We start from the raw sequence: 13,312 nt of genomic DNA, 5'->3' as shown, positions 1-13,312 counted from the left end.
AATGCATGCTGTAAGAGTGGGCATTGGCTAAGCCAATCGGCGATCCGCTGGTCACAGACCTGCTGGGACTCAAACTGCTTCACATCCACATCAGTCCAAACCAGATTGTGCCAACCGCCTAGGGTGCCAACCCTACCAGCGGTGTTGGCACCCTGGCCTGAATCTCTGTCTGAGTCGGCATCCGAGCCTGGTACTGAGTATGCTGAATCAGATGGAGAATCCCCCCAGTCATTTAAATAGCTGGGGTTCTTGCCGGTGAAGGCGGCTACCAGAGCCCCGTCTTTGTCGCGTTTCAGGCTGCCATCCCGGTTGCGGGCCGGGTAGCGCGTCGGGTCTTAGGCTGGGGCCACGGGCAGCGGTGGCAGTCCTTGCTCCCGGAGCCAATCAAACGTGGTGCAAAGGGCTGAGTTCATCGGCTTGGCCCGCTGGGGTTTGAAAGATCCATTCCATAGGGTGGACAGCGCCCGTGACCAACTCCAGACGGTTGACCGTAATCTGCTGGTTCACCAGGGCATAGACCAATACCCCATCCCAAAACATCTCCAGGCGCTCGGGTTCGCGCTCCGCCGTCCACTCCACATCGAGCTGCATTTCGTTGCCATCCACATGCACAGCCTTTTGCCCATCGCACAAAATCACGATGGACTGGGGACGGTAGTCGGCGGGCAAGGGGGCTAGGGTCATCATCGTTCAAGTCCTGCTGAGGTTGGAGTGGGAACACGGTCTGATTCTAGGCGCTGCACAAATCGCTGAAACCGCTGGCAGTCTTCAGCCGTCACCACTGTGCGCTGAATTTTTCCCTGGGCCATTTCTAAAATAGTTTGGGGTTGAGGCGTCACTCGGCGGACAGTCAGCCGGTCGGCGGTCTGCTTCAGTTCATAGACTTTGCCGCGAAACTGGGTATGGGGGCCTCGGGTCTGCCCGATCACCGACAAGATTTTTTGGGATGCTTGGGCCACGTATTCTCCCCGCTGCTGCAACGCCTGATATTGAGCCAGATCTTGAGCCATCGCTTTCTGTAGGTTTGGCGCAAGGCCAAAACCATCGCCATTGGCTTGTTTGGCTGAAAGGCCTAACTGCTTGATCTGTTCTAGGTGCAGCGGGTCGTGGCCCAAGTCACGGGCCGCGCGGTACCAGTCCCGCAAAGTCTCTAAGGCTTGCCCTGGAAAGGGTTCTGGTGCCTTGGGCGCTGCATCGTTGGCCTGTTGCCCCTGGTCAGCTACTTCTGGAACCGTGGGGCTAGACAACGGGGGTATCGGCGGATCTGCGGTCACCTCTGACAATGGCGCAGTTGGTTGAAGGTCTTTCACTAGAGCAGTCCAGGCTGGATCGGCAGTCTGGCGCTCCTTATGTCCATTTTGTGGTGCCCCATTGAACTGGTCGAGATCAAACAGATTTTGTATCTGAAATTCAGGCTCCTTAGACGCTGGTGCTGGGGTCTCGGGTTGGGGAATCGGTTCAACAGGAGCTTGGGTTGGTTCTTCTAGGGCTGTTGGTTCGGGGGGATGATGGGGGTGGATGGCGATCGCCCCCTCCAACTCTGCAATCACCACCTCCCCCTGCTGGGTCAGCTTATCCAAGTATTTGTGCAGACTCCCCACCGGAAACCCCGCCACCGGCACCCGCCCGAGTTCCTTCACCCCAGACTCCATGCTGGTGCCAATCATCTCCAGATGCTCGATCAAGGGCCGAGCGCCTTCAAAAAAGGCCTCATAGAACCGCTGATCCGGCGACTGCACCAGCACGATCGCATCGGGGTACTGGTCTTTCACCTCCAGATACTGCCGTATATCACTCGGCATCTGCGATCGCTCATCCTCCGATTCCTGCGGGGTCACCATCTCCACTTCGGGTGCTGCCTGAGCCTGAAGCTGGACATGAGCAGCTTCTGCAAACCCCTGCTGCACAATGTTTTTGGAGAAGACTTGGGCAAAAGCGCGATCAGGTAGCCGCGACTCCCCACCGCGCAGGCTCTGTACCGCTGTCTCCTTAAACTCGATATGCCCCTCGCCCCGCACCCGAAACACCATCTCCGAGTCGATGAACATATCGCCGTTCTGAGTCAGGTAATGGGTCAAATACAGCTCATCCCCCTGTCGCTCCACCACCAGCGGAATGAAGGGCTCATTCTCAATCCGCTGGTGAAAGTCTTGGGAGGCCATCACATCTTGCTCAATCCCGGCATTCCTCAAAAACCGTAGAATCCGTTTCTCCAGTTGACCCATCGGGGGGTGATTGGGTGCGGGTGGGGACACCGGAGTTTCGACCGCAGGTCTTTCCACGGCTGGCTCGGATCTGGGCTGATTTGCAGATGCAACCGGCTGAGAAACAATCGGGGGTTTAACCGCTTCCACCTCCACCTTCTCCAACGTCGGCAACGACACCCCCATCAACTGCCGCGCCACCTCCTTAAACTCAAACGCCGCCAGGGTATAGTTCCGCTGGTGCATCACCACCCCCAGCACCCGCTCCAGCCGTTCTGGGGGAATGACCACTTCCATGCGATCGGCCACGGAATAAAAATCCGATCCCGCCGCCGCAATCAAGTCTTCATCCAAGTAGTACCGCCCGCCCGACTCTTTCGACTTCGGCGCTTGTAGGATAAACCCCTCCCCCGCCTGCTGGGGCTTTAGCAGCAACAACTCATCGAGGGTTTTCACCGTCCCCTGCCGATTCGTCAGCTCCGTTAGAAACCTAAACACTTGCTGTGGTTCTTTGAACGCCACCGGCTCCTTGGTCAGTTCAGACTCAATATCAAAGCCCTTGGGCATAATCAGCCCTTGGCAGACCTCGCCCCGATAGTCGGTATAGTTCACTAATTTCCCGTTGGAATACTTTTCAAACGCCTTGATCAAGTTCCCCGTGAAGATCTGCCGGTTGACCCGCCCCGCCTCTTGCTGCATGTCGAACAGCGAGTAGACGCTATTGCCAAACCAATCTTCGGTTTGCACCGTGGCATCAAGCGCTCCGCTCCGCCCTGTGTTGAACTTCGACAGCGGCACCGTAATCTGCCGGGCTGAGTCTGCCACCAAAATCCTCAACTTCCAGCGGTTCGGTGCCGCCGGGCTCCCTGACCGCTTTTTGGCATCGGCCCCTGCCACCACCCCATAGAGAATGGTCTTGCTAGCTGGTGTCACCAGCCGCAGCGGTGTCCCTGGGACGAACTGTTCTAGCACTGTAGAGACATGCGTGAGCTGCTGCTCAATGCGGTCATTTAGCTTCTCAATCGCCTTGCTATCTTGCTTTTGGGCCACTGCCGCCTGCCGATACTGGTTCGTCTGCGTTTCCAACTCGGTAATTGTCGCTGCCGTCTGTTGACGGGCTGTTGCCGCCAGAGCATCCGAGTCGTGAGTCTTCACCGACGTCACCTCCGCCAACCCCACCGACTCCCGCACCACATCGATCGCCTGGAGCTGGGTCAGCGGCTTGCTCTCACTCTTCGCCTCCACCAACTCCAGATACACTGGCCCCGTAAACTCGCTGGCTGTCTCGCTGTCATCGGCCATCACCTCCATCCGAGCCAGCGGCCTGGCCTCCAAATCCAGCTGATCCGCTTCCAGAATGTTCTCCCCCATCGCCCTGGCCTGATCTACCATGTCGCGGTACTCCGACTCAATCAGGCTGTAGACCGCTTCTTGTTCAGCAATGGGCAACAGCGGAATCCGCCCTGTCACCTTCTTGATCAGGGCAATATCCGAGGCATCGTTCCCGGTTTGAGCAGCGGGGAAATCTAGCTTGGCATTGAGGTCTGGGTCATCCGCCAGCAGTTCCGTCACCACCTGCTCCCCGTAGGGGTTCATGAAATCTACGACGGTGTTCAGCGAGATATCCGTTTCCCGTGCCGCTGTGGTGTTGGCATTCAGGCTCGCCATCTTGCGACAGAGGATTGCCCCCGGTCGCTTTTCGGCTGGAAGATCTCCCATCAGCAGCGTGTAAGCAGGCAGCGCCACCTGTCCGGTGCGATGCACCCGCCCCAACATCTGCATGAACACGTTAATGTCTCGTTCCGACTGGGCCACAATCATGTGGCGAGGCCGCTGGTCAGCAAACTTCTCTGAGGCATGGAGCGAAATCCCGGTCGAACCCGAGCAGTTGAGCAGAATGACATCCGCATCACCCGCATTAAACTGGGCCACGGCATCGATCTTGCCCTTGGCCTTCTTTTCCTCCCCCAGTCGAACCTTGTAGGCCATGGTGCCATCGGCCCCATACTCGATGCCCGCCGTCCGCCCGGTGACTTCGGTAACCCGGTAGCCCGCCCGCTCCAGTTGCTGCTCAATATAGTCAATCGGGCTGATGGGAATGCCGGTGAAGTCACTCTCGCGAATACAGTCCAGCGCTTCTTCATAGGCCAGAACGGCATCGCCGCCTAATTGCTCATCGCTGAGTCGCAGCCGAGTGGAGTGGCCCTGGTAGTCTGTCACCACCACGTCCCTAGATCGCTCCAGATACCGCTCCAGCAGATCCCCAAAGGACAAGTTCATTGCATCCCCAGGGCTCAAATCTTGGGACTCCGCATGGGCCTGGATGAAGCTGCCCATGGTGTTGGCTACCGTAATCACAGGCTTTTCGCCCCTCTGGAGGGCCGCAATGGCTTCCTCCACCGTCGCATCCGCCTTTTGGGCCAACAGACCCTGCTCAATGCAGTTGTGCATCAACGAGGTGAAGTTGGTACTCCTGGCTCCCACCTCGCCAATCGCCCCATCCTGCCCCAAGGCCTTCGCTTCCGCCTTCGCCTCATTACTGATCGCTTTCACCGCCTTCTGCTTGGCCCGGTCAAAATCCTTAATGGCCCGCATCGCCGCCGAGAAGTCGTCCGCTACCTCCCGATCCACCGGCACCGTCTTGGCTTGAAACGAAATGCCCTCATAGGAGCGCTCGCGGCGCAGCATCTGCCCGGAGGCGACAAACTTGCTGGCGACAATCTGCTGAAGCGGCACTCCACCCCGCGTCAAGATATTCTCCAGCGCCGTCATGCTGCTCACGCCCAGCCGCAGGTCAGTGCGCCGAGCATAGAGATCCATCACATCGGCCCGTTTGGCATAGGTCGCCGACGAGTAAAACACTCCCGAAGACAGGTCGATCAACTCTCGCACAAAATCCGCCCGATCCGGTGGCCCCGCTTCTTTCCATCCCCCTTTACTGCCCCCTGCCTGGTGGGCCTCGTCCAGAATCAAGATGGCATTTGGAGCCATCCGTCTCAGGAACGTGCGCCGTAACGGTTCCTTCTTTCCTACGGTCTGAAGCTGGCTGTAGGTGGTGAACACCGCGCTGTAGCGGCCCAGGTTCCCCCGCTGAATCATCGCCTGCATTTCCGCCTTCTGCTTGGCGGCCCCGGCAGTTTTCAGCGCCGCACCATTGGCTAGCGGAATCTCAGTACCGCTATCGGTAATGAAGGGCGAAAACCGCCGCATCCCGATATCCCCTACATCGCGCATCATGTCGGCATAGAGGGGTTTGTCCTTAGTTATGAATAGGGCGATCTTAGCCTGCTGCTGGGCATAGCGCATGATGCTGGCACAGATGCGGCCCTTGCCAATGCCGGTCTGGTCGCCCGTGATGAACCCGGCCCCCCGCTCGATATTGCTGATCGCCAGGGCCGAGGCATCGACCTGCTCAGCGCTGAAGTAGCCGTGGAGTTCAGAAACAGAACCATAACCCAGTCGGGTGGCCAGGTACTCATCAATGTCGCCGTGGTGCTGCTCAAAGCACTCCAGTGCCTGCTGGGCCGCACTGGCCATGTTGAAGGGAATCAGGGTTTGAGTCGAAAAGCCTTTGCTTTTGGGCACATAGGCCACCTGCCGGGGCTGGACATCATAGGTGTCTGCCGACGGGGCCACAGCCTCGCCGGTTGAAAGAGGAGTATTCATAATCAGGTCTGGGTGCAGGGCTACAGGCTCAGTTCGTTCAGCCACGCCTCTAGCGTGGTTTCGTCGTGCAGGCTCAGCCAGTCCAGGTAATCTGGATAGCTGGGGGTTACGGGCGTTACCGGAAAGATCCCCCCGTAGTGGCCCAGTCGTTCCTGAAACCGCCAATTGCTCCGAATCAAGGTTTCCGCCCACTGCTGCCGCCAATACTCCAGAGCCAAGTCCGGCTCCTCGTCCGGCTCCAGTATCGGAATCTCCTGAGCCCAGTCCAATTCGCTGAGGGTCGTGGCCAGCCCTTGTTGCGTCTCGATTTGGGAGGTTTCCGAGACGGAGGCCTGAATCATTCTGTCCAGTCGAGTTTGCATCAACTGCAGGTAAGTGGCTTCGCTCAGTTGCTCTAGCGCTGGTGGCACCTTGACGATGAATAGCGTTCCCAGGCCCTCCAGCGTCCAGAGATTGGGAAAGCTGGGGTACTTGCTGGTCATGAACGGGTACGTCCAGGGAGATACGGGCGTGGTGGATAGGTTCATGGGGAATCAACTCCTTAAGTTCAGCAAACGACTTGTAGATAATCGGGACATCAGCGGCAGGTAACGGACGTTCAGACCGTCCTCGACCTTCAATCACAATCAAATCAATCGGAAAACCCGCACCCTGTTTGCGGTACAGGTCACCCCAAATGGAAATGTGTTGGGTAACGGCGTACTGCTGATATAGGGCATAAAAGAAGCCTCGACTTTCCAGGCTGTTGTAGCGCTCAGACCGCAGCTCTGCGTCTACCCCCAGCTTGCCGCCCAGAATTAGCACGGCGCGACCATCGTCCTTCATCGCCCCTAGAGCTTGGAACGAGATCGCCTGATCAATCTGGGTCGTCCCCCGCAGGTTGCCGGGCAACTTGAACCGCTTGCGCTGCCCCTGTGCATCTCGCACCGCGCCAAAGGGAGGGTTAGCAATCACCACGTTATGCAGACGTTCCGGCTGATACTCCGCTGCGTCATGCTCCGTGACGGTGTAGCCTTGAACCCGCAAGTCAGCGGCGCGGTCTGGATTGAGTTCATTGACGCTTACTTGAGTGGGGTCAGTTCCCACCAGCAATGCGCCATGCCCGGCGGAGGGTTCGTAGACAGTGGTCTCTGGGGTAATGCCCGCCAAGGTAGAAGCTAAAAATGCGATGGGAATGGGCGTGCTGTAGGCCTGCTGCAACACGCTGGTGGAGGAACGAACATTCAGGGCTGGCTGGCGGTTGTGCAATTCGACCAGCCGCTCATAGGCGTCGCGGGGGGTAGGCGAGGCTTGAAGAATCCCCTGGGCTGCTCGCACCACCGCCCCCTCCACCGCTTCATCCACCTGCTTCGCCAGCGCCGTGCCGGGTTTGACCGGCGTGCCCAACACCAGCGCCGCCTGTTGTCGGGCGGTGGTGATCGTCGTAAACCCTTCACCGCCCAAGAAATGGGCAGTGAAGTGGTTCACCATCTGCTGTTGGGCGTCTTCTACCATTCCTACTCACCCATGGCCATGCCCACGGCGCGGCTGCGTTGTCGGCTGTTCAGGGGTGTCACTGTCGCCGGTTGATGCCGCTGCAAATCCTGGCTGAGTTCCCGGTCAATGAACCGGAAATAAGCAACATCCTTAGAAGTGAGATCAGACTTGATTTTGCCGTTGTCGATGCTGAGAATCTGACCTCGCTCTCCCGCCTGAATTTTCAGGCTATTGGGGGTCTCCTCAATCCGGTACTGGCTGCCCCCTTGGAAGACCCGCTTGCCCTGCACGTTGGGGCGACTGCCGGTGACATCGAGCAGTTTGCGGGCGGTTTTCGCCAGGGCCAGGGCGGTGAGATCGCGGGTGATGCCCCTGTCCCCGGCTGGTGCAAGGTTGCCCAACTGTCGCACCCGCATAGGAGGCTCTGGTGACAACCCATCCACTCCCTGGATCTGAATCTGCTGGCGGGCTTTCATGAAGTCGGCCTCTTGGGAGGCCACCATATCGTTTTTGAGGATGTCCAATCCCCATCGAGTTTTGCGAGCCGTCATCAGTTCAATGCCTTCGCGGTCTGAGACGGTGACCATGCGGCCCTTAGAGCTGACCACGTAGTTCTCAGCCACATAGAAGCCTCGACCAGGGCTGTAGGCGGTACCGTACTTTTGGAGCAAATCCACCGCTGTGGAGGCGACCTGCCGACTGCGGATATTCGCCGCCAGAGCCACCACCCGTTCAGTCAACTGCTGGGACGATCGCCGCATCACCTGAGTGGTCTGCTGCATCCATTTCTGGGTGGCTTTTTCGACCACCTGCTGGTTCTGGCGCTCCATTACGTTGAGGATGGAGACCACCCTAGGGGAGGCCATGGCCAGAGGCTGAGCCGCAACTCGGGTAGGTGCAGGCTGGTTAGCGGTTGGTTGTTGCTCTGGTTCTACAGCCGTTACAAGGGCCGGGTTTTCCTTAGGCTCAGGTTCTATAGTGGCCTCTGCTGAGGACACAGGCGACGGCATAGAGGGCACAGTCTCATCCGCCAACTTGGGATCTGCTGCTGTTGACGCCTCCCGGACGCCTCTAGGGGAAGAAACGCTCGCCTGATCCAGTTGATCAGGCTCTAGCCGGTTGGTTTCAACCGCCCCTTTGCTCATCCGATAAACCAGCTCATCTCCAGCTTTGATATTGATTGTCCCTTTGGCTCCGGAAGTTGCCTCAGCGCCCGGCTGCGGAGGCGCATCTACTGCGGCCTGGAGCAGCTTTAGCGTATTGGCATTGAGCTTGTTGACGGGGTCTTTATCGGCATAGCCCTCGCGGTAGACAATCTCGCGGCCCATTTTGATTTCGATGGGCTCGGCGACGGCTTGAGGCAGATCTACAGCATCCTCAGACTGAGCATCCTGTGCTTCAGTTTCCGGGTCTTGCTCCTTCTGTCGAGCCGCCTGTAGCCGCTCGCGCAGCATCTGGATAAAGGCATGTACTGCCTCGGCAGTCGATTGAGCCGTGGCCGCTGCCATTTCGCTAGAGGCCAGGGTAGTGTGAGCATAATCCTGCTCGATTTGTTTCGCTTCTCCGGGATTCACTACGGCTTGCATGGTTCCTCCTTTAAGGGGTCTAGGCCTTCTAACTCCATCAGGGGCATGATTTTGATGCGGTTAATCACCTCCAGGCCTTGAACCGAAAAGTAGGCAGTGTCGCCATCGATCAGCCACTCCACCAGCGTTGGCGTATAGTCGATATCCACATCGGCGCACTGGGCATGAATCCGGCCATCCCGCCAGTGAAACACCGTCACATCGTCGTACAGCAACTCAATCTCGCGGGGCACGTAGTCAGCGCCCAAGGGCGGCTGATCTAGCACCAACGCCAGATCAGCGGCGATGTTGGGGTAAGCCAGTAGGGCGGTAACCGTATCCACGGGCAGCTTGGCTCGCAGAGTTTGGGCCAGCATGAGATCGGGGGATTGAATCGTTGTCGTCATCGGAGGTCTCCTAAAGCAAACTGCTGTATTTATCGATCAGGCCAGCGGGGTCAGGGTAGGCCGAGTTGACCGGGGCTTGAGGCTCGGGCAGCATCGCTTCCACCATCTGTCGCCGCTTTTCTAAATCAGCGGCAGTGGGCATCCGCTGCGGGCTGCGGCGCACGAGGCGAGCGTGGATCTTGGCCCACAGGGCTTTACTCCCCTCGCTGGCTTGAACATCAGCCTTGGGAATTTTGATTGCCTGCTGGATAGGAATCGCGGCTTCTCCTCGGGAGGTAAAACCGGGGTTGATCAAGATGCATTTACCTGGTGGCAGGCGTAAAAATTGGCTGGGTTCAAATAGCTTGCGGGTACGTTCCTGGTCGGAGATGGTGGTGCTGGACTTACCGCCGCCGCGATTGCGGGATTTTTGCTTGTGCTGAATTTCCTCATCCCCCAGAAAGTCTGAGAACATGCGGGCCGCTTCGTATTCCTGGGGGTTGAAGACCGCTTTGGTAGCACAGGCCCCCAAGATGGCGCGGGCCAGCTCGCGACCGTAGGTTTTCTCTAGCTGCACCAGGTTTTGAAAGCCAAGGATGACCGCTAGACCGTCCTCCCGGTTTTCGTTCAGCCACTGCACCAGGGTGGGTAAGTAAAGGGTGGGCAACTCGTCAATCGCGACAACTAACGGATCTTGCCGACGCTGGGCCACATTGCGGGTGACCAGCATGTGCAGCACCGTGGCTACTAGCGGCCCCACCACATCCCGCCGCTCTCGATCCATCCCCAGAATCAGCAGCTGTTTGCCGGTTAAATCGAGAGGGATAGAGGTTTGACCACAGAACGCCCCCAATACCCCTTCTTTCATAAAGCGGGTAAAGGTCTCGCTGGCGCTGCCCACAATGCCGCTGGCGGTTTTCTCGGCATCTTTCACCCCAATCAACTGGTTAAAGGAGACTCGAATCCAGCTGTTCATGCCGTGAGCCGCCGCTACCCGATTGCCCAAATTGGTCAGCCCCAGCACCGCCTGGGCGGTCATGATGTCGGGGTGCTGGGTGGATTTGGCCAGCATCAACAGGGCTTCTGTCAGCTGATCACCAGCGGCGGCAAAGAATCCGTCTTCGCTGCTCTGGGTCATCAGCCGAAAGTTTTTGTTCAGCACCGTGGCGATTTGCCGCGCCATCTCGGCATCGGATTCGCTGCGGAGGAAGTCAATGGGGTTGCACACCTCGGATTCAGGAAAGCCAGGGGCCAGCACGCGCACGTCATAGCCCAGCTTGGCGGCATAGGCGGCATGTCGAGCACTTTGGGTCGGATACTTGAAGTCGTACATCGCTACCGGTAGACCCTGGTCAAGGGCGGAGCGAATCAGCGGGTCGATGATGCTGAAGGTTTTCCCAGAACCTGGCCCTCCACAAACAGCGATGCCCCGCTGAAGGTCGGGCAAATAGAGAGACCGAGCATCTTGCTTGCGGGTGGGCTTGCCAATGTAGAGAGAAACCGCGTTGCGTTTGCGCTCCTGAATCTGTCGTACCGCACGCTTGCGGGCAGCGGCTTTCTCGGGGCTGCCACCAAAGCGGCTGGTGGCGAGCTTCCCTTTCTTGCCTTGGCTCATTAGCGAGAAGGCGGCAATCAGCACAGCACAGCCGAGCAGGGTGAGCCCCTGGCGGGACTGGAGTGAGGTCACCAGCTGGGAGATGGATTGAGTAGAGGTGGAATCCACCTGCCCCAACAGAGATGGTTGTTCGGTGGTGTAACGCATCAGCGCAGCACCTCATAGCTGTTGGGCGGTAGCTCAATACCCAGTTGCTCTAGCGCCCAGAGGTATTCTTCAGGAAACTGACTGCGGGTACCGTCGGGGGCTGCCATCAGATACTCGGTCAACTGCTGCTGATAGGCGTCGCGCCCACCCTGTTCTTGCATCACTTGGGTGTAGCGCTGGAGGGCTAACTCGCGGGCCAGGTTCAGCGGGATATAGTGACTCAGCACCGGGTCATCCTCCGGTAGCAGCGATCGGCAGGCGGCTTGAGCATCCAGGTAAATCAGCACTTCCTGGTAGGTCTCGCCTTCACCGGCCCCGATTAGGAAGTAGCTGCCGGAGGCTGTTTCAACTCGGCCCCAGAGTTTTGTGATCTGGGTCTGGGGCGGCAGGCAGTCGTAGACCGCCTCTGGAACGGGGTCTGACGCCCGAGCCAGATTCAGGCCCACAACAGAGATTAGACCGACCAGCAGCAGACAGATGCCTGCTAAACCAGCGAAGACAGTGCGGTTAAGTCTCATCGCTAAACTCCTTAACTGAGATAGTTCATAGGGTTCTGGGGCTGACCGTTCTGGCGTACCTCAAAGTGCAAATGCGGCCCCGTTGACCAACCCGTACTGTTGGCGCGACCGACCGGATCGCCTTGGGCGATGATGTCGCCCGCTTGCACGAAAAAGCCTTGCAGATGGGCGTAGTAGGTCTCTACGCCATTGCCGTGGTTGATGATGACGAGCCTGCCGTAGCCACTGGTGAGGGAGCCGCTGATGCCAGCAAAGATGACCTGCCCACCGTCAGCCGCTCGAATGAGGGTGCCAGTGGGAGTGCCAAAGTCGGTGCCGCTGTGGAGACGGCGATCGCCATGGATTGGGTGAGTGCGATAGCCAAAACTACTGGTGACGCCATAGCCCGGTGCGGGGTGAATGAATCGCCCAGTAGCAGTACCTGGAGAGCCTGAAGCCCTGGTGACAGGTGCTGGGTTGAGTTTAGGTTCGCCGGTCTGCGGGTCGATTCCTTTCGATGCTGCAACGTCGGCTGAATCGGTGGTGGAAAGGCCTTCCTTGATTTGGCCCAAGAAGACCATGCCCTCTTCCTGCACCGGCAGCCAGGGAATGGGGCCGATGAAGTAGGGAGTGCAGCCTAAGTCCACAAACAGGTTGCGAACGCACATGCGGAAATATAGCCCGGTTTCAGCGGTGCCAGAGGCCTCATCGGTGTCGAGCACCGCCACCTTGAACGCATTGCCAAAGGGATGGCGACCGGTGGGTTCAACCCCGCCATTGGCGGCAGCCAAGGCCCCGCGTCCGCCGCGTACCTGCTGGTACTTGCCGGAAACCCACTGGGTACCTTCCACCAGGGTGGGCTGCCCGATTTCGAGGTGGGCGCAGTCAGCGTCACAGGGCACATTGAACCCCTCCACATAACTGCCGCTGATGGTGTTAGTGCGGTTGCCTTCCGCCGGGCCAAACACCACATCCACCTGGCCCACCACCACGCCTTGCTCCACGATGGGGTTGGGAAAGTTGGCGAAGGGGACATTCGCGAGACCGGGCACCTGGCCGATAACGGACTGCTGCCAGTCGCGGAAGCTCTCCAGCGGGGCCTCGATCAACCCTGGAATATCCCCTAGCCCGTACTGCTCCAGGTCGAGGTCTCCTAGGCTGAGTGACGCCAGTGCCTCATCTTGAAGCACCTCGGCGATCGCAGTTTGCGGATCGACTTGTCCCTTGAGTAGGTCAGAGATCGGGGCCACCGACTCCACTGGTCGATTGGCTAAATCAGGCAGCGCCTGCACCAAATCCCCCAGGGTTTGCCATGCCACCAGGGCAAAATCCGCCAGCCGTAGGGCAGGCCAATCCAGACCCACCAGGGCGGCAATCTCATACAGCGAGAACTGCTGGAGCTGAAAGCTCTCCTGAAAATCGCCCAGCTGCATGTACTGGTCAGCGGTTTGCCCAGCCTGCCAGACCCGCGACGGGTCGTAGCCCAAGAGACGGATCAGATCCGCTGGAGCCTCAAACGAGCCAGACTCCAGCGCCGCAGGCAGGGTGCGCAGGGTGATCTGTACCCAGTCGGGCTTGGTGCCTAAAATCTGATCCTGAATCACCGGCACTGGTGAGCCTGGCTGGAGGCTGGAGTGGGCGGGTTGCACCCGCCAGCCGTGAAGCGCGATCGCCAAAATTAAAACAAGAATCCCGATCACAGGCCGCCATAGCCGCCTGCGCCTGAAAAAATATGAGGTCATGGCTTTAACCTGAG

At 58.6% G+C, this 13,312-nt stretch carries 7 protein-coding genes; all 7 read right to left on the bottom strand.

Annotation, left to right across the window (positions count from 1 at the left end; all coding sequences use genetic code 11):
* Nucleotides 1-384: 384 nt before the first annotated feature.
* From RRF56_RS03660 to RRF56_RS03630, 7 genes are read right to left on the bottom strand one after another with little or no spacing between them, the layout of a single operon-like run.
* Nucleotides 385-687, bottom strand: a complete 303-nt coding sequence (locus RRF56_RS03660; RefSeq protein WP_317036271.1) for a hypothetical protein — start codon at nt 685-687, stop codon at nt 385-387.
* Entirely contained in the window at nt 684-7,364 is a 6,681-nt protein-coding gene (locus RRF56_RS03655; protein WP_317036270.1) for a strawberry notch C-terminal domain-containing protein, read from the bottom strand. Before RRF56_RS03655 ends, RRF56_RS03660 begins: the two co-directional genes overlap by 4 nt.
* Before the next feature lie 2 nt (nt 7,365-7,366).
* Nucleotides 7,367-8,932: a hypothetical protein gene (locus RRF56_RS03650; protein ID WP_317036269.1), complete on the bottom strand. Its 1,566-nt coding sequence runs from the start codon at nt 8,930-8,932 to the stop codon at nt 7,367-7,369.
* Nucleotides 8,920-9,318: a hypothetical protein gene (locus RRF56_RS03645; protein WP_317036268.1), complete on the bottom strand. Its 399-nt coding sequence runs from the start codon at nt 9,316-9,318 to the stop codon at nt 8,920-8,922. Before RRF56_RS03645 ends, RRF56_RS03650 begins: the two co-directional genes overlap by 13 nt.
* A 10-nt stretch (nt 9,319-9,328) precedes the next feature.
* A complete protein-coding gene (locus tag RRF56_RS03640; RefSeq protein WP_317036267.1) occupies nt 9,329-11,059 on the bottom strand; it encodes a type IV secretory system conjugative DNA transfer family protein in 1,731 nt (576 codons plus the stop codon).
* On the bottom strand, nt 11,059-11,577 hold the full coding sequence (locus tag RRF56_RS03635) for a hypothetical protein (RefSeq protein ID WP_317036266.1): 519 nt from the start codon (nt 11,575-11,577) through the stop codon (nt 11,059-11,061). The genes RRF56_RS03640 and RRF56_RS03635 overlap by 1 nt, the downstream gene beginning before the upstream one ends.
* Before the next feature lie 11 nt (nt 11,578-11,588).
* Entirely contained in the window at nt 11,589-13,298 is a 1,710-nt protein-coding gene (locus RRF56_RS03630; RefSeq protein WP_317036265.1) for a M23 family metallopeptidase, read from the bottom strand.
* Nucleotides 13,299-13,312: the final 14 nt, after the last annotated feature.

The organism is Nodosilinea sp. E11 (genome assembly GCF_032813545.1).
Lineage (GTDB): Bacteria > Cyanobacteriota > Cyanobacteriia > Phormidesmidales > Phormidesmidaceae > Nodosilinea.
Note: the sequence above shows the minus strand (reverse complement) of the source record. Positions and strands in the feature narration are given on the sequence as shown.